Origin of the sequence: Kosakonia sp. (assembly GCF_032104925.1) — a bacterium.
GTDB lineage: Bacteria > Pseudomonadota > Gammaproteobacteria > Enterobacterales > Enterobacteriaceae > Kosakonia.
On the sequence record NZ_DAMCGF010000013.1, the window covers coordinates 16,447 to 34,534 of the forward strand.

The window sequence follows — 18,088 nt, forward strand, 5'->3', positions numbered from 1 at the left end:
TGTCCCTTCGCCAGCAACCAAAGGGACATCATGAGTCTCGATGTCAGCCATCTTATCTCGCGCCTGATAAACGGCCCGGCCCCGCTACGGCAGATATACTTTGCGGGCGTGACCGGAACCGCGCCTGCGCAGGCCTGCCAGGTGGATTTCCCGCGCCTGGAAATTGTGCTGGAAGGAACTATGACCGATACGGGGATCAACGGCGAAACCGCGCGGATGTCGCAGCACGACGTGCTGTATGTTCCCGCAGGTAGCTGGAATCATCCACAATGGCAGCTACCGGCCACCACATTAAGCGTGCTGTTTGGCAAGCAACAGCTCAGTTTTAACGTCACGCAGTGGGATGGCGCCATGCTGCAAAACCTGGCGAAACAACATGTTGCGCGTCGCGGTCCACGCGTCGGCTCTTTCTTGCTGCAAACGCTGCATGAAATGCAGATGCAGCCGCACGAACAGCAAACCGCACGTCTGATCGTCACCAGCCTGCTCAGCCACTGTCATGACTTGCTTGGTAGCCAGATCCAAACCGCATCGCGCAGTCAGGCGCTGTTCGAAGCTGTTCGCGACTATATCGACGAAAATTACGCTTTGCCGCTCACGCGTGAATCGGTGGCGCAGGCGTTTTATATCTCACCCAATTACCTGTCGCATCTGTTTCAGAAAACCGGTTCTGTTGGCTTCAACGAATATCTGACTCATACCCGGCTGGAGCACGCTAAAACGCTGCTCAAAAGGTACGATTTAAAAGTGAAAGAAGTGGCGCACAGCTGCGGGTTTGTTGACAGTAATTACTTCTGCCGCCTGTTTCGTAAAAACACGGAACGCTCCCCCTCGGAATACCGCCAGCAGTATCACAGCCATCTCAGCGAAAAGTCCCCGCTGGACGAATAACGCCAGCACTGGATTTTTGTACGTTAAAAAAACCACTTTTGTTTCAAGATCACGCTACAACACCCCTTTTCATCCGCCATCACGCAACTTGTGAGCCAGCTCGCACTTTGCTCTCTCGATCACATTTGTCCAGTGTTTGGCAGATTTGTTATATGGCGAGCACACAACCCGCGCTCTTATGCTGTGTGCAGAAACGTTATATGAGGAAGCATGATGGAACTGTATCTCGACACCGCAAACGTAGCGGAAGTGGAGCGCCTGGCGCGGATTTACCCGCTGGCGGGTGTAACCACCAATCCGAGCATTATCGCCGCCGGTAAAGACTCCCTCTGGGACGTATTGCCACGCCTGCAGCGCGTTATTGGCCCACAAGGAACGCTGTTTGCCCAGGTGATGAGCCGCGAAGCGGATGGCATGGTGGCGGAGGCGAAACGCCTCAATAACGCCGTGCCGGATATTGTGGTCAAAATTCCGGTCACTGCTGAAGGCCTGGCCGCCATCAAGCAATTGAAAAAAGAGGGCATTGTCACGCTGGGTACAGCAGTTTACAGCGCCGCGCAGGGGCTGCTTGCCGCGCTGGCGGGCGCAAAATATGTCGCCCCGTATGTTAACCGCGTCGATGCACAGGGCGGAGACGGGATCCGCATGGTGCAGGAGCTGCAAACCCTGCTGAAACTCCATGCGCCAGAGAGCAAAGTGCTAGCCGCGAGTTTTAAAACGCCGCGCCAGGCACTGGAGTGTTTGTTGGTCGGATGCGAAGCGATCACGCTCCCATTAGATGTAGCGCAACAAATGCTCAATACACCCGCAGTAGAGTCAGCCATTGAGAAGTTTGAACAGGACTGGAAAACAGCTTTTGGCAACCTCAACCTGTAAGGAGGTAGTATATGGACCGCATCATTCAGTCGCCGGGCAAGTATATCCAGGGTGCAGACGTTATCACCCGCCTCGGTGACTATCTCAAACCGCTGGCCGATCGCTGGCTGGTGGTCGGTGACAAATTTGTTCTCGGTTTTGCGCAGGAAACGCTGCAAAAAAGCCTGGTGGATGCCGGGCTGGCCTGCGAAATCGCGCCGTTCGGCGGCGAATGTTCACAAAACGAAATTGACCGGCTGCGCGGTGTGGCAGAAAGCGCCCGCTGCGGCGCGGTACTCGGCATCGGCGGCGGTAAAACACTGGATACTGCCAAAGCACTGGCGCATTTCATGCACGTGCCGGTGGCGATTGCCCCCACTATCGCATCGACCGATGCGCCCTGTAGCGCGCTGTCGGTTATCTACACCGACAGTGGCGAGTTCGACCGTTATTTGCTGCTGCCCAACAACCCGGATCGGGTGATTGTCGACACCAAAATTGTCGCCGGAGCCCCTGCGCGTTTGCTGGCAGCCGGGATTGGTGATGCACTCTCGACCTGGTTTGAAGCGCGTGCTTGTTCACGCAGCGGCGCAAAAACCATGGCGGGCGGTCAATGTACACAATCCGCCCTCGCGCTGGCGGAGCTGTGTTACAACACGCTGCTTGAAGAGGGTGAAAAAGCGATGTTCGCCGCCGAACAGCATGTGGTGACGCCTGCGCTGGAGCGCGTGGTGGAAGCCAATACCTATCTCAGCGGTGTCGGTTTTGAGAGTGGCGGGCTGGCGGCAGCACACGCCATTCATAACGGCATCACGGCAATTCCGGAAGCGCATCATTACTACCATGGCGAAAAAGTGGCGTTTGGCACCTTAACTCAACTGGTACTGGAGAACGCGCCGCTGGAAGAGATCGAAACCGTCGCCGCCCTGTGTCATACCGTGGGTTTGCCAATTACGCTGGCGCAACTGGGGATTAAAACTGACATTCCAGAGAAAATGCGCATCGTGGCGCAGGCTGCCTGTGCACAAGGGGAAACCATTCACAATATGCCGGGCGGTGCGACACCGGATCAGGTCTATGCCGCGCTACTGGTCGCCGATCAGTACGGGCAGCGTTTTCTTGAAGAGTGGGAATAGCGCTTACCTAAAAAAGCCGGATTGTTATCCGGCTTTTCTGTCCCGTTTTTGCTGGCACCGTTTGGTAAACGGAAGATAGTAGGCTAAATTCCAACCATTCACACTTTCAGTGCAAAAGCCACCGGGTTTCTCAGATGAAAAATTGCGTTCAACAAAAGAAAGATCTCTGAAGGTTCTTTTATTTTGCAGGACGAACCCGTCACTATTTTCCGTAGGGGAATGCTTTCCCTTTGATAATATTTTGAATTTCTTTGGTATAGCTGTATCCCTGAGAATGATTTGTTATCCCCTAGCAGGCCTCCAGTTTATTGCCAAAAAATGTGTTAATCCGGTTTGGCATAACTGGAATATTGTCGCCACTACCACTGTTTAATCCAGATCTTACTTTTCCGCCAGGAGCCAGCCCGAATAACAGAGTGTCGTTCCAGGCTATATATCCACGCCAGCCTTTCCCGATCGGTTTCATCATACTTTCGTGCCAGGACTGGGGGAAAAAAACCGCGTCTCGTAGGTTTTTTGTCGATGACGGAATTCCAGCAAAATACGATACCGAAAACTGGCGGCTTGGCTCACGGAGAACCAAATTTTATGTTGGTTAATCCGCATGAGTTTGTGAACGGTATTAAGACACCGATTGTTGATAAATTTATGAAATATAATTCCTATGAGAAAAATATCTCAGGTCGATCTGATTTCTTTGTCAAAAACAAAAGATATCATTTCTTGTTCGATTATACAGATCCTTGCGATTGGGCCAGAGGATTACAACATGCAGGATATGCGACAGACCCTCACTATGCTGATAAATTAATAACAATAATGAAGAGAGAAAAGTGACTATGAAATTTATCTTTGGATTGAGCCTCCTGCTTTCTTCTTTTCTATCCTGGGGAGGATGCAATGAAATTAATGCGATTGCTGAGCAATATCAAGATTTAACCCCGTCATCAGACTCAGGGTATGTGGTAGCAGATACTAATAGAGTTTATTTTTATAGCGCCCCTGATGAAACATGTAAGATGAAAGGTTTGTTTATTATTAACGGGGATCAAATTACTCAGTATGCAGAGTATAAAGGTTTTTCATCTGTTATTTTTTTAAAAAAAGATGGTGAACCCGTTAGTGGATGGATTCACTCCAAATCAATTAAACCTACAGGAACAGGTATTGGACCTGAATCAAAGTAAGATCATATTGGATTGGCCTGGTCTTTTGCCTTGTAAACGACAAAACCGCCTTGCAGGGCGGTTTTAAAGAAAGCTAAAGCCGCTTAACCAGGTAACGGTCTTGTACGAGACGGGCCGCCCAAACTGTCCTTTCTGTGTAGCCGCAAGTGGGCTGCCTCCCGGTAGACGATTCTGCCTTATAGTTTAAGCGTAGGAAGAGTGTATGGACACACCAAGCTTTACGCCTGAATTTAAGGAAAGAAGCCCTTAATACCTTTGCCGGAGCCGTCTTAATGCATCGTCCCGGCAAAATAAGAGATCGTGGTACGGGAAACCAGAGTTACCGCGCCAGTGGACTTACGCTTTTTACCACCGCCATCCCATGGCGCAATACCGTATCGCCATTAACCCGCGGAAAGGGAGTAATCTGCATCTCAATGAAGAATTATTGTCACACTTATCTCCGTCAGGCCATGAACATACCAACCTGACAGGAGACAGTATCTGGCGAAACAATAAAAACTGGCTACAGGGAAATAATGACCTTTACAGCAAGTCAATACAAAAACTTAACGTGCAAAACCTGCCGTTTCCCAAATGGTGCCCTCTCTTACACTGCCGGGCGAACGCCCAGCGTGTGGCAAATGGCGTAACTCATTTCGGCGCGGTTCAGTGTATAGAAGTGGAAATCTTTCACCCCTTCGCGGCTTAAAATTTTCACCATATCCATGGCGATATTCGCGCCCACCAGCTTGCGGGTTTCCGCGTCGTCATCCAGGCCGTCGAACATCTGCGACATCCACGCCGGGATACGCACATTGGTCATATCGGCGAATTTTTTCGCCTGCTTAAAGTTGGAGACCGGCAGGATGCCCGGCACGATCTCAACATCAATACCGGTTGCTGCACAGCGATCGCGAAAGCGCAGATAGCTTTCCACATCGAAGAAGAACTGCGTAATCGCGCGGCTCGCGCCCGCATCCACTTTACGTTTCAGGTTCAGCAGATCGGCCTGTGCGCTTTTCGCTTCCGGATGAACTTCCGGGTAAGCGGCGACGGAGATATCAAAATCGGCGACCTCTTTTAACAACGTCACCAGATCGGCGGCGTACATATCCGGCTTACCGCCGCCCGGGGGTAAATCACCGCGCAGCGCCACAATGTGGCGGATGCCGTTGTTCCAGTAATCCTGCGCGATAGTGCGCAACTCGTCACGTGTGGCATCGATGCAGGTCAAATGCGGCACCGCTTCCAGCCCGGTGCGATCTTTGATGCCTTTAATGATACTGTGTGTGCGATCGCGCTCACCCGAATTTGCACCGTAAGTTACCGAAACAAATTTCGGCTTCAGGCTGCTTAAACGATCGATGGAGTGCCATAAGGTCTGTTCCATTTCACTGGTGCGCGGCGGGAAAAATTCAAAGGAAACATTAATCTGGCCGTGAACTTCCGCCAGGCTCTGATTCAGGGCTTCCCGCTGGTTGGCGTGAAAAAAGCTCATACCTTACCTCATCAATCGCGTGTCATTGTCTGTTGTTTTGTGAACTTCTATACGTTTAGACGTCCAGATGTAAAAATGACGGAAAACGATCGGGGCGTCAACAGGAAAATCACTATTCTGTGTGAGGAATGTTCAGCGAAGATGAAAAAAGTTCATGATGCCGCACAGCATCCTCTCCCTGTCCCGGGAGAGGATAAAAGAAAGGAATTACAGTAACTGTGCGAGGCGATTGATATCCGACTGGATAGCGCCAGCGGTCACATCGCGCCCCGCGCCCGGCCCACGGATCACCAGCGGGTTATCGCGGTACCAGCGACTTTCAATGGCAAAAACATTATCCCCCGGTAAAACCGCCGCCAGCGGGTGTTCCGGCCGAACGGCCTCGACGCCGACGCGCGCTTTACCGTTGGCATCAAAACGCGCCACATAACGCAGCACCAGCCCCATTTCACGGGCGGCTTCCAGGCGCTGCACCATCTGTTCATTCAGCTCATCGCCATTTTCAAAGAAGTGATCGACCGATCCCTCTTCGCAACCCGCAGGCACTAAAGACTCTACGCGCACCTGGTCTGGTTCGATATCGTAACCCGCCTCGCGGGCGAGGATGACCAGCTTGCGCATCACATCTTTGCCGGAAAGGTCAACGCGCGGATCCGGCTCGGTCAACCCTTGCTGCCAAGCCTGATCCACTAAATCGGTAAACGGCACGGTGCCGTCGAATTGAAGGAACAGCCAGGAGAGCGTACCGGAGAAAATTCCGCTGATCGCCAGAATCGAATCACCGCTTTCACGCAGGTCGCGCACGGTATGATTCACCGGCAGACCGGCGCCAACAGTGGCGTTATACAACCAGCGGCGACCGGTTTTTTCGAACGCATCGTGGATCTGACGATAGGTATCGGTTGTGCTGGCTCCGGCCAGTTTGTTGGCGCTGATCACATGGAAGCCGTGGCTGGCGAAATCCAGATACTGCTCCGCCAGCTGCGAGCTTGCGGTGACATCCAGCACCACCAGATCGTCGTACGGATGGGCGCGCATCCACAAAAACAGCGACTCTTCATCCTGCTCTACCGCTTCATCATTAAAGAACGCCAGCGCACGGCTGGCATCCAGCCCTTCATAGCTCAGCAAACTGCGGCGGCTATCCACCACGCCCGCCAGCACAAATTCAAAACCGGTACGCGCCGACAACGCGCTCTGCTCGCGCGAGAACAGCTCCAGCCAGCGGGAACCAATATTGCCTTTACCAAACAGCACCAGACCTATGCGTTTCTCCGCGCGGAACAGCGACTGGTGCAGCCCCTGAATCAGGCTTTCCGTTGGGCCAACGCGCAGCACGGCGACCAGGCTAATACCTTCGTCAGATTGCCAGATAAACTCCACTGGCTGGCCTTTAAGCTGCTGCCAGAAACGGTGGCTGTGCAACGGATTGCGACAAACACCCGCACCAACCATCGCTACCAGCGCCAACCCCTGACGCAAACGCAATTCGCCCGGCAAACCGGCTTCATCAAGCAGTTTAAAGACGCTATCGACCACTTCTGAGGTGTAGCAAAGCTGCAGCAGGTTGCGGTCAGCATGTGCGCCAACCGCCAGCGGGCGTACCTGCGCACGTTTAAGGATCAGGTCAATCTCTTTGTGCGCCAGTTTGAAGTCCTGCCCGGACGGTACAACAAACTCAATCAGGCAGACATCATCATGGCTGGTGACAATCCGCGCCCCGGTGCCGGAAGCCAGCACGCGTTCAATGCGTGTCGACCCCTGTTCCGGGTGGTAACTACAGCGCAATTGCAGATCGATATTGCTGCCGGAGACCGGTTGTAGCGTGCGCGCATGCAGCACCGGTGCCGCCAGACGTGCCAGCTCGCTGGCTTCATCAAGGCGCAGCAGCGGTAACAGGCAGGCATCTTTCACCTTACGCGGGTCCGCGCTGTAAACACCGGCCACGTCACTCCAGATGGTTACGCGGGTAACATCGCCCAGCGCGCCAATTTGCGTGGCCGAGTAGTCCGAACCGTTACGTCCCAACAGCACGGTTTCACCGGCTTCGTTGCGGCTGATAAAGCCCGTCACCACAATACGTTTGCCCGGATACTGCGCCAGCTGTTGTTGCAGCAGCGGATAAGACGCACCTTCATTTACCTGCGGCTGTGCCGCGCGTTCGGCACGCAGGAAATCGCGGGCATCCAGCCAGGCGGCATCCAGACCTTGCTGGTTCAGCACGGCGGCCATTAAACGCGCCGACCAGATTTCACCATGGCCAACTACTTCGGCGTAAACCGCGTCGGTGATGCCACCATCCAGCAGCACCGCCAGGTGTTCAAGATCGTGAATAAACTCGCTGGTCAGACCGTCGGCGATAGCGGCGGGCAACAGCCCACTGATTAAATCACTCTGATAACGACGCAGCGATTGTTGAACCTGATGCGCAGAAAGCCTGTCAGTCTGGCTCAATTTCAGCCAGTTGATCAGCTGGTTGGTGGTGCTGCCTGCGGCCGAGACAACCATCATGTCGCCCGGTTGTGAATACTCCGCCATGATCCCTGCGACACGCAGGTAACATTTCACATCCGCCAGACTACTCCCACCAAATTTGTGCAGCTGACGAGCCTTCGTCCCTGCCTGCGCAATCACACTCATGTTTACCCCTCAGCTGCGACCCGGAAGCCATTTTCCAGATCGGCAATTAGATCTTCACTGTCTTCAATACCGGTTGAGATACGCAATAGCGTCTCAGAAATTCCCGCTGCGGCGCGCGCTTCCGGCGCCATGCCTGCGTGGGTCATTGTCGCGGCGTGGGAGATTAAACTTTCAACCCCGCCTAATGATTCCGCCAGCGTAAACAACGATAGACCACTTAAGAAACGACGCAGCGTTTGTTCGTCGCCATCCAGCTCAAAACTTAACATCGCGCCAAAGCCTTTTTGTTGACGCGCAGCAATCTCGTGCCCCTGATTATCCGGCAGAGACGGGTGGTACAGTTTTTTCACCAACGGCTGTTTTTGCAGGAAATCGACGATCGCCTGAGCATTACGCTGCGCCACTTCCATGCGCGGCGACAACGTACGCAGACCGCGCAACAGCAGATAGCTGTCGAAGGCGCTGCCGGTGACGCCAATGTTATTCGCCCACCATGCCAGTTCGGTGACAGTCGCCTCATCTTTCGCAATCACCACGCCCGCCACCACATCGGAATGGCCGTTGAGATATTTGGTGCAGGAGTGCAGCACCAAATCCGCGCCCAGCGCCAGCGGGTTTTGCAGGGCCGGGCTCAGGAACGTGTTATCCACCACGCTGATTGCGCCAGCTTCACGCGCAAGCTGGCAGATTTTCGCGATATCCACAACGCGCAACAGCGGGTTGCTTGGGCTTTCGACCAGCACCAGCTTCGGTTGTTCCGCCAGCGCCGCTTTCAATGCCTGCTCATCGCCCTGATCAACAAATTTCACCCGGTAGCAACCGCGTTTCGCCAGACTATCGAACAGGCGATAGCTACCGCCATAGCAGTCGTGCGGCGCAACCAGCAGATCGCCTGGTTTGAGAAAGACGGTCGTCACCAGATGAATTGCCGACATGCCGGTATTGGTCAATACCGCGCCCGCGCCACCTTCCAGTTCTGCCAGCGCACGCTGAACCACATCACGCGTTGGGTTGCCGCGACGCGAATAGTCATGCGCACGGGGTTCGTTAAAGCCGGTGAAATTATAAGTACTGGAGAGATGAATAGGCGGGACAACGCAACCGTACTGCTCGTCATCGTTCAATCCGCTACGCACTGCGATGGTGGCCTGTTTACGCGTCATGGTGAAGGCTTCCTGGCTTAATGGATGAAAAGTCTCACGACAGAGTAAACATTGCGACAATAGACGTCAATACATCTGGACATCTAAACTTCTTTGCGTATAGATTGAGCAAAAGTACAATAGCCGTTAAAATTATACGCTTTAGTACCGGTAGCTGAGCGATACACCGTGTCACCATGTTGACTCTACGGTAAACTACGCGGAATTACGGCCCGGCGGTGTCCGGGTTTAGACTAATGACTGAGAGGATTAAAGGTATCTCATGGCTGAATGGAGCGGCGAATATATCAGCCCATACGCTGAGCACGGCAAGAAGAGTGAGCAAGTAAAAAAAATTACGGTTTCCATTCCTCTTAAGGTGTTAAAAATCCTCACCGATGAACGTACCCGTCGTCAGGTGAACAACTTGCGTCACGCCACCAACAGCGAGCTGTTGTGTGAAGCGTTTTTGCATGCGTTTACCGGTCAACCCCTGCCGAACGATGAAGACCTGCGTAAAGAGCGCAGCGACGAAATCCCGGAAGAGGCGAAAGTGATTATGCGTGAACTGGGGATCGACCCGGATACGTGGGAATACTGATCGCAATAAAAAAGGGCGGAAGATATCTTCCGCCCTTTTTGTTTCAATCTGTTTATCTTATCGGCTCACTCAGAAGCGCGTCACTTCCGGGTGCACTTCCGCCAGCGAGAGCAGGTAAGACATAAATACGTTTTTCACAGCCGTCAGCAAATCGCTCATTTTTCCGCCCAATGTCACAGGAATGGATGGCGAAAAGCATATGCTCACTTTTTAAGCAGAGCAATATTTTTGTGACTTTTATCACAAAAAAGCGCCCCTTCGGCAAAACGCAGAGACAAAAAAAGCGCCTTTCGGCGCTTTTTTCTTTGGCAACTTATTTGCTGCCCGGGATGCTGAAGCGTTTGTTGAAACGCTCAACACGACCACCGGTATCAACAACACGTTGTTTACCAGTAAAGAACGGGTGGCATTTGCCGCATACGTCCAGGTTCAGGTCGTGACCCACGGTGGAGTGGGTTTTGATCACGTTACCGCAAGAACAGGTTGCAGTAATCGCTACATAATTCGGGTGAATACCTTTTTTCATGGGAAACCTCAGTTTAAGGCCGCGTCGCTCTTCCAGCCCTAACGCCAGACACCACGCGAGTTAATATGTAAGTGTATCTTTGGCACGTTCAAAACGCATCAAAGGCGGCGAATCATACAGAAATTAGCCAGCACATGCAAACTGATCCGCTCGCCGGTAGCAACAATGTGTATACTATCCCGCCAGTTTTCAAGTCAGGATGATGAGATGCCCGTCGCCCGCGTTGCGCTATCTGTACCGTTGCCCCGCACGTTCGATTACCTGTTGCCGGATGAGATGTCCGCGCGCGCGGGTTGTCGCGTGCGTGTGCCGTTTGGTAACCAGCACCGCGTCGGCATTGTGCTGTCAGTGGGCGACGAAAGCGAACTGCCACTGGCCGATCTCAAGAGCGTGGAAGAGGTGCTCGACAGCGAACCGGTTTTTTCTCCGGCGGTCTGGCGGTTATTGCTGTGGGCTGCGGATTATTACCACCATCCGATCGGGGATGTGTTGTTTAACGCCCTTCCCGTTCTGCTGCGCCAGACTAAGCCCGCCAGCGCGGAGTTCCAGGGCTACTGGTTCGCGACCGAGCAGGGCCAGGCGATGGACATCAACCGCGTCAAATCAGCCAAACAACAACAGGCGCTCTCGGCGCTGCGAAAAGGCAAAATCTGGCAGCATCAACTGGCAGCGCTGGATCTGAAAAGCGTTACCCTGCAAGCGCTGCGCGCCAAAGGGCTGGCGGAGATGAACAGCGAAACACCAGCCTTTAATGACTGGCGCACGACATTTTCCGTAAGCGGCGACCGACTGCGCCTGAACACAGAGCAAGCCACCGCCGTTGGCGCTATTCACAGCGCAGCGGATCGCTTTTCCGCCTGGTTACTGGCGGGCGTGACCGGTTCCGGTAAAACAGAAGTCTATTTAAGCGTGCTGGAAAACGTGCTGGCGCAGGGAAAGCAGGCGCTGGTGATGGTGCCGGAAATTGGTCTGACACCGCAAACTATCGCCCGTTTTCGCGAGCGCTTTAACGCGCCAGTTGAAGTGCTGCACTCCGGGCTGAACGACAGCGAACGCCTGATCACATGGCAAAAAGCAAAGAGCGGTGAAGCGGCGATTGTGATCGGCACGCGCTCATCGCTGTTTACCCCGTTTAAGAACCTTGGCGTGATCGTCATCGACGAAGAGCATGACAGCTCCTATAAACAGCAGGAAGGCTGGCGTTATCACGCCCGCGATCTGGCGGTTTACCGCGCTCACAGTGAGCAGATCCCGATCATTCTTGGCTCGGCAACACCTGCGCTGGAAACCCTGCACAACGTGCGGTCACGCAAATACAATCTGCTGCGCCTGACCCGCCGGGCAGGCCACGCGCGACCCGCGATGCAGCATGTGCTGGATCTGAAAGGCCAGCCGTTACAGGCCGGCCTGGCGCCGGCGCTCATCAACCGTATGCGCCAGCATTTACAGGCGGGAAATCAGGTTATTTTGTTCCTTAACCGCCGTGGTTTTTCGCCTGCATTGCTGTGTCATGACTGCGGCTGGATAGCGGAATGCCCGCGCTGCGACCACTATTACACCTTCCACCAGGCGCAGCAGCATTTGCGCTGTCACCACTGCGACAGCCAGCGCCCGGTGCCACGCCAGTGTCCGTCCTGCGGTTCTACACATTTATTGCCTGTTGGCCTTGGCACTGAACAGCTGGAACACGCGTTAACGCCGATGTTTCCCGGTGTGCCGCTATCACGCATTGACCGCGATACCACCAGCCGCAAAGGCGCGCTGGAGCAGCATCTTGCCGAAGTCCATCGCGGCGGCGCGCGCATTCTGATTGGCACGCAAATGCTGGCAAAAGGCCACCACTTCCCGGATGTTACGCTGGTTGCGCTGCTGGATGTCGACGGCGCGTTATTTTCGGCAGATTTCCGCGCTGCCGAGCGTTTCGCCCAGCTTTATACCCAGGTTTCCGGCCGTGCCGGGCGCGCAGGCAAACAGGGCGAAGTGGTACTGCAAACGCACCACCCGGAACATCCGCTTCTGCAAACGCTACTGCATAAAGGCTATGACACCTTCGCGGAACAGGCGCTGGCGGAGCGGCAAACCATGCAATTGCCGCCGTGGACCAGCCATGTGCTGATCCGCGCGGAAGATCAGAACAACCAGCACGCGCCGCTGTTTCTGCAACAGCTTAAAAATCTGCTGCAAGCCAGCCCACTGGCGGACAACCAGCTCTGGATCCTGGGCCCGGTTCCGGCGCTGGCGGCCAAACGCGCCGGGCGTTACCGCTGGCAGTTGCTGCTACAACACCCTTCCCGTATTCGCCTGCAGCATATCGTCACCGGCGCGCTGGCCCTGATTAACACCCTGCCGGACGCTCGGCGGGTGAAATGGGTGCTGGATGTCGACCCGATTGAAAGTTAAGGCTGCGAGCCAGCGTATAAAATTCAACTTTCATCACACTTTTCATGAAAATTCTGTAACCGGTGCGCTTAACTATCTGATAAAAATGTGACAACGCCTGCGCCGTGCATGCGAGGAGAACAAGGTGAAACCCAAAAATCAGGTTGCGGCAGCGACCATGAAAGATGTTGCCATGAAAGCAAAGGTTTCGACGGCAACTGTGTCACGTGCATTAATGAACCCGGAAAAAGTGTCGCAGGCTACCCGCAATCGGGTGGAACAAGCGGCAATGGAAGTGGGTTATTTGCCTCAATCGATGGGACGCAACGTCAAACGCAATGAATCACGCACACTGCTGGTGATTGTGCCGGATATTTGCGATCCCTTTTTCAGCGAGATTATTCGCGGCATTGAAGTGACCGCCGCGGAACACGGCTATCTGGTGCTGATTGGCGACTGCGCCCATCAAAATCAGCAGGAAAAAACCTTTATCGACCTGATTATCACCAAGCAAATCGACGGCATGCTGCTGCTCGGCTCGCGTTTGCCGTTTGACGCCAGCATTGAAGAGCAACGCAATTTGCCGCCAATGGTGATGGCTAACGAATTCGCGCCGGAGCTGGAGTTGCCGACGGTGCATATTGATAACCTGACCGCCGCCTTTAATGCCGTTAACTATTTGCAGGAACAGGGTCACCAGCGAATCGGTTGTATCGCCGGTCCGGAAGAGATGCCGCTGTGCCATTACCGCTTGCAGGGCTATGTTCAGGCGCTGCGCCGCTCTGGCGTGACCGTTGATCCGCATTACATCACGCGCGGCGATTTCACTTTTGAGGCGGGCGCGCGGGCGTTGGATCAGTTATTGATGCTACCGAAGCCGCCAACGGCAGTGTTCTGTCACAGCGATGTGATGGCGCTTGGCGCCCTGTCGCAAGCTAAACGCCGGGGTTTGAAAGTACCGGACGACTTATCGATCATTGGCTTTGATAACATTTCCCTGGCTGAATTCAGCGACCCGCCGTTGACCACCGTTTCGCAACCGCGTTATCAGATTGGTCGCGAAGCCATGTTATTGCTGCTGGAGCAGTTGCAGGGGCATAACGTAAGCAGCGGTTCGCGCTTGCTGGAGTGTGAATTAATCCTGCGCGGCAGCACCCGGGCGCTGAAGTAAAGGCGCGGCCTTTCAGACGCCCTCTTCTGGTCAAAACCCCGTCGCTTAAGTAACATGGCGGGCTGATAAACGAAATAAATACAGCGAAACGATAGTGGCACAACGAGATTATGTACGCCGCAGCCAGTCGGCTCCTGCGCGGCGAAAGACGAGTAACTCAAGGAAAAAACAGCGCAGCAAGTCTGCGGTCTCTCCAGCTATGGTCGCCATTGCGGCCGCCGTGCTGGTCGCCTTTATCGGTGGTTTGTACTTTATTACGCACCACAAAAAAGAAGAATCCGAGTCACTGCAAAACCAGAAAATGACCGGCAACGGCCTGCCGCCGAAACCGGAAGAGCGCTGGCGCTACATTAAAGAACTGGAAAGCCGCCAGCCTGGCGTACGAGCGCCAACCGAGCCGACGGCCGGTGGTGAAGTGCAAAAACCGGAGCAATTGACCGACGAACAGCGTCAGCTTTTAGCGCAGATGCAGGCCGACATGCGCCAGCAGCCGACGCAGCTCAACGAAGTGCCGTGGAACGAACAGACGCCGGAGCAGCGCCAGCAAACGCTGCAACGTCAGCGCCAGGCGCAGCAACAGGTGCAGATGCAACAGCAGCAACAGCAGTGGACGCAGTCGCAGCCGGTACAAGCACAGCAGCCGCGCACGCAACCGCGCGTGACGGAGCAGCCCGTGCAGCAGCAGGCGCGTACTACGCAAACCACGCCACCGCCGCGCCAGACGCAAAGCGCAACGCAGCAAAAACCGGCCACCTCGCAACCGTATCAGGATCTGCTGCAAACGCCGCCGCATACCGCTGCGTCACAGCCGAAAACGCAACAAGCCGCGCCGGTAACACGTGAAGTGGAAACGCCGAAGGCGCAACCGCAAACGGCTGAGAAAAAGGACGATCGCCGCTGGCTTATCCAGTGCGGTTCGTTTAAAGGCCAGGATCAGGCAGAAACCGTGCGTGCACAGCTGGCATTTGAAGGTTTCGACTCGCGTATTACCAGCAACAACGGCTGGAATCGCGTGGTGATGGGCCCGGTGAAAGGCAAAGAGAGCGCCGATGCCACCATCAGTCGCCTGAAAATGGCCGGTCACGCAAACTGCATCCGTCTTGCCGCCGGGGGTTGAAACCCCTAAAACACCCCCCATTTATAATTGCATTCTGCCCCGTACACCGTGCGGGGCGCTGTATTGTGCATTTGTAACCAAGGGGTCTGCTCGTGACAACAATCGTAAGCGTACGCCGTAACGGCCATGTCGTTATCGCCGGTGATGGCCAGGCCACACTGGGCAACACCGTAATGAAAGGCAACGTGAAAAAAGTTCGCCGCCTGTATAACGACAAAGTCATTGCGGGCTTTGCCGGCGGCACGGCCGATGCCTTCACTCTGTTTGAATTATTCGAACGCAAACTGGAAATGCACCAGGGTCATCTGGTGAAAGCGGCTGTCGAGCTGGCAAAGGACTGGCGCACCGATCGCATGCTGCGCAAGCTGGAAGCACTGTTGGCGGTTGCCGACGAAACCGCGTCGCTGATCATCACCGGTAACGGCGATGTGATCCAGCCGGAAAATGACCTGATCGCCATCGGTTCCGGCGGGCCATACGCCCAGGCCGCTGCCCGCGCGTTGCTGGAAAACACCGAGCTTGGCGCACGCGAAATTGCTGAGAAGGCGTTGGGGATTGCAGGCGATATCTGCATCTACACCAACCACTTCCACACCATCGAAGAATTAGCCTATAAAGCGTAAGGATCTCCCATGTCTGAAATGACCCCACGCGAAATTGTCAGCGAACTGGACAAACACATTATCGGCCAGGACGCGGCGAAGCGTTCTGTGGCGATTGCCCTGCGTAACCGCTGGCGCCGCATGCAGCTTGATGAAGAGCTGCGCCATGAAGTCACGCCGAAAAACATTCTGATGATTGGCCCAACCGGCGTCGGTAAAACCGAAATCGCCCGCCGCCTGGCAAAACTGGCCAACGCGCCATTTATCAAAGTTGAAGCGACCAAGTTCACCGAAGTCGGCTACGTTGGGAAAGAAGTGGATTCTATCATCCGCGATCTGACCGATGCGGCAGTGAAAATGGTGCGTAGTCAGTCGATCGAGAAAAACCGCTACCGCGCGGAAGAGATGGCCGAAGAGCGCATTCTCGACGTGCTGATCCCACCAGCGAAAAACAACTGGGGCCAGCCGGAACAAGCCGCTGAACCATCCGCTGCGCGCCAGTCTTTCCGCAAAAAACTGCGCGAAGGCCAGCTCGACGACAAAGAGATTGAAATCGATCTCGCTGCCGCACCGATGGGCGTAGAAATTATGGCGCCTCCGGGCATGGAGGAGATGACCAATCAGCTCCAGTCCATGTTCCAGAACCTGGGTGGCCAGAAGCAGAAACCGCGTAAGCTGAAAATCAAAGACGCGATGAAGCTGCTGATTGAAGAAGAAGCGGCGAAACTGGTGAACCCGGAAGAGCTGAAACAGGACGCTATCGAAGCCGTTGAGCAGCACGGGATCGTGTTTATCGATGAGATCGACAAAATCTGTAAACGCGGTAACACTTCGGGCCCGGATGTTTCCCGCGAAGGTGTGCAGCGCGATCTGCTGCCGTTGGTGGAAGGCTGCACCGTATCGACCAAACACGGCATGGTGAAAACCGACCACATTCTGTTTATTGCCTCTGGCGCGTTCCAGATTGCCAGCCCGTCGGATCTGATCCCGGAACTGCAAGGCCGTTTGCCAATCCGCGTTGAGCTGAAAGCGTTAACCACGGAAGATTTCGAACGCATCCTGACCGAGCCAAACGCGTCTGTCACCGTACAGTACAAAGCGCTGATGGCGACCGAAGGCGTAAACATTGATTTCACCGAAGACGGCATCAAACGTATTGCTCAGGCCGCATGGCAGGTGAACGAAACCACCGAAAACATCGGTGCGCGTCGTTTGCATACGGTGCTGGAACGTCTGATGGAAGATATCTCCTATGACGCCAGCGATCTGGGCGGCGAGACGATCACCATTGATGCAGACTATGTGAGTAAGCACCTTGATGCTTTAGTGGCAGATGAAGATCTGAGCCGTTTTATCTTATAATCCCGGCCACAACGTTTTCATCACACTCGATGGGGGCTTTTGCCCCCATTTTTGTTGGCTGACCTTATGAACGAAACGCAATCTCTTAGCCTCACCCAGGCCTGGCTGGAAAGCCTGCGACCGAAAACATTACCGCTGGCTTTCGCCGCGATTGTCGTTGGCACAGTGCTGGCCTGGTGGCAGGGCTATTTTGATCCGCTGGTGGCGGTGCTCGCACTCATCACCGCCGGATTGCTGCAAATCCTCTCCAACCTCGCCAATGATTACGGCGATGCGGTCAAAGGCAGCGATAAACCGGATCGCATTGGTCCGTTGCGCGGCATGCAAAAAGGCGCCATTTCCCTTGCGCAGATGAAGCGCGCGCTAATGATTGTCATCGTGCTGAGTTGTATCTCTGGGCTGCTGCTGGTAATCACGGCGACACAAACGATGGCAGATTTCATCGGTTTCCTTGCGCTCGGTGGGCTGTCGATTATTGCCGCCATTACCTACACCGTCGGCAAGCGTCCATACGGTTATCTTGGCCTTGGCGATATCTCCGTGCTGCTTTTCTTCGGCTGGATAAGCGTAATGGGTAGCTGGTATTTGCAGACGCATATGCTGATCCCGGCCATTATTCTGCCCGCGACCGCCTGTGGTCTGCTGGCGACGGCGGTACTGAATATCAACAATCTGCGCGATATCGAAAGTGACCGCGAAAACGGCAAAAATACGCTTGTCGTCCGTTTAGGACCAATTAACGCACGCCGTTACCATGCTGGCCTGCTGGTTGGCGCGCTGTTATGCCTTGCGCTGTTTAACCTGTTTTCGCTGCAAAGCCTGTGGGGCTGGCTGTTTGTGCTGGCAGCACCACTGCTTATCAAACAGGCGCGCTTTGTGCTGCGCGAGCTCGACCCGCGCGCTATGCCGCCGATGCTGGAACGCACGGTAAAAGGTGCACTGTTAACTAATCTATTGTTTGTATTAGGAATAATCTTCAGTCAAACGCATCTTTAACTG

16 protein-coding genes and 1 pseudogene are annotated in these 18,088 nt (G+C 54.5%); 13 read left to right on the forward strand and 4 right to left on the reverse strand.

What is annotated here, in order from left to right; all coding sequences use genetic code 11:
* The first annotated feature begins 30 nt into the window (after positions 1–30).
* From RT644_RS20150 to RT644_RS20175, 6 genes and pseudogenes are all read left to right on the forward strand, one after another.
* Positions 31–891, forward strand: a complete 861-nt coding sequence (locus tag RT644_RS20150) for an AraC family transcriptional regulator (protein WP_313627819.1) — start codon at positions 31–33, stop codon at positions 889–891.
* Positions 892–1,104: 213 nt separating this feature from the next.
* The gene (gene fsa, locus RT644_RS20155; protein WP_020455967.1) at positions 1,105–1,767 is read left to right on the forward strand and encodes a fructose-6-phosphate aldolase; all 663 of its coding nucleotides are present in this window, start codon (positions 1,105–1,107) and stop codon (positions 1,765–1,767) included.
* An 11-nt stretch (positions 1,768–1,778) separates the two neighbouring features.
* A complete protein-coding gene (locus RT644_RS20160) occupies positions 1,779–2,882 on the forward strand; it encodes a glycerol dehydrogenase (protein WP_045512293.1) in 1,104 nt (367 codons plus the stop codon).
* A 522-nt stretch (positions 2,883–3,404) separates the two neighbouring features.
* On the forward strand, positions 3,405–3,719 hold the full coding sequence (locus tag RT644_RS20165; protein WP_313627820.1) for a glucosaminidase domain-containing protein: 315 nt from the start codon (positions 3,405–3,407) through the stop codon (positions 3,717–3,719).
* A complete protein-coding gene (locus RT644_RS20170) occupies positions 3,716–4,069 on the forward strand; it encodes a hypothetical protein (protein WP_313627821.1) in 354 nt (117 codons plus the stop codon). The genes RT644_RS20165 and RT644_RS20170 overlap by 4 nt, the downstream gene beginning before the upstream one ends.
* A gap of 239 nt (positions 4,070–4,308) precedes the next feature.
* Positions 4,309–4,760 (forward strand): annotated as a pseudogene (locus tag RT644_RS20175) (Tn3 family transposase); the annotation flags it as partial.
* Here the strand turns inward: RT644_RS20175 and metF are convergent.
* From metF to metB, 3 genes are all read right to left on the reverse strand, one after another.
* Positions 4,659–5,549 (reverse strand): methylenetetrahydrofolate reductase, encoded by an 891-nt coding sequence (metF, locus tag RT644_RS20180; RefSeq protein ID WP_017459628.1) that lies wholly within the window; start codon positions 5,547–5,549, stop codon positions 4,659–4,661. The pseudogene RT644_RS20175 and the gene metF overlap by 102 nt on opposite strands.
* A 207-nt stretch (positions 5,550–5,756) precedes the next feature.
* Positions 5,757–8,189, reverse strand: coding sequence for a bifunctional aspartate kinase/homoserine dehydrogenase II (locus RT644_RS20185; protein WP_020455965.1), 2,433 nt, complete (start codon positions 8,187–8,189; stop codon positions 5,757–5,759).
* Positions 8,190–8,191: 2 nt separating this feature from the next.
* Positions 8,192–9,352 carry a cystathionine gamma-synthase gene (metB, locus tag RT644_RS20190; RefSeq protein ID WP_020455964.1) on the reverse strand — a complete coding sequence of 387 codons (1,161 nt, stop codon included), beginning with the start codon at positions 9,350–9,352 and terminating at the stop codon, positions 8,192–8,194.
* A 262-nt stretch (positions 9,353–9,614) separates the two neighbouring features.
* On the opposite strand from metB, the gene metJ reads away from it, so the two are divergent.
* Positions 9,615–9,932: a met regulon transcriptional regulator MetJ gene (gene metJ, locus RT644_RS20195; protein ID WP_007369220.1), complete on the forward strand. Its 318-nt coding sequence runs from the start codon at positions 9,615–9,617 to the stop codon at positions 9,930–9,932.
* Between the two features lie 313 nt (positions 9,933–10,245).
* Here metJ and rpmE read toward each other — a convergent pair whose 3' ends face one another.
* On the reverse strand, positions 10,246–10,458 hold the full coding sequence (gene rpmE, locus RT644_RS20200) for a 50S ribosomal protein L31 (RefSeq protein WP_007369223.1): 213 nt from the start codon (positions 10,456–10,458) through the stop codon (positions 10,246–10,248).
* Between the two features lie 207 nt (positions 10,459–10,665).
* On the opposite strand from rpmE, the gene priA reads away from it, so the two are divergent.
* The 6 genes from priA to menA all read left to right on the forward strand — a co-directional run bounded on the left by priA (position 10,666) and on the right by menA (position 18,085).
* Positions 10,666–12,858: a primosomal protein N' gene (gene priA, locus RT644_RS20205; RefSeq protein ID WP_313627908.1), complete on the forward strand. Its 2,193-nt coding sequence runs from the start codon at positions 10,666–10,668 to the stop codon at positions 12,856–12,858.
* Between the two features lie 124 nt (positions 12,859–12,982).
* Entirely contained in the window at positions 12,983–14,008 is a 1,026-nt protein-coding gene (gene cytR / locus RT644_RS20210; protein ID WP_045512302.1) for a DNA-binding transcriptional regulator CytR, read from the forward strand.
* Between the two features lie 94 nt (positions 14,009–14,102).
* The gene (ftsN, locus tag RT644_RS20215) at positions 14,103–15,125 is read left to right on the forward strand and encodes a cell division protein FtsN (protein ID WP_313627822.1); all 1,023 of its coding nucleotides are present in this window, start codon (positions 14,103–14,105) and stop codon (positions 15,123–15,125) included.
* Between the two features lie 92 nt (positions 15,126–15,217).
* Positions 15,218–15,748, forward strand: coding sequence for an ATP-dependent protease subunit HslV (hslV, locus tag RT644_RS20220; protein ID WP_020455959.1), 531 nt, complete (start codon positions 15,218–15,220; stop codon positions 15,746–15,748).
* A gap of 9 nt (positions 15,749–15,757) precedes the next feature.
* Positions 15,758–17,089, forward strand: a complete 1,332-nt coding sequence (hslU, locus tag RT644_RS20225) for an HslU--HslV peptidase ATPase subunit (RefSeq protein ID WP_020455958.1) — start codon at positions 15,758–15,760, stop codon at positions 17,087–17,089.
* 66 nt (positions 17,090–17,155) lie between these two features.
* Positions 17,156–18,085, forward strand: coding sequence for a 1,4-dihydroxy-2-naphthoate polyprenyltransferase (gene menA / locus RT644_RS20230; protein WP_313627823.1), 930 nt, complete (start codon positions 17,156–17,158; stop codon positions 18,083–18,085).
* Positions 18,086–18,088: the final 3 nt, after the last annotated feature.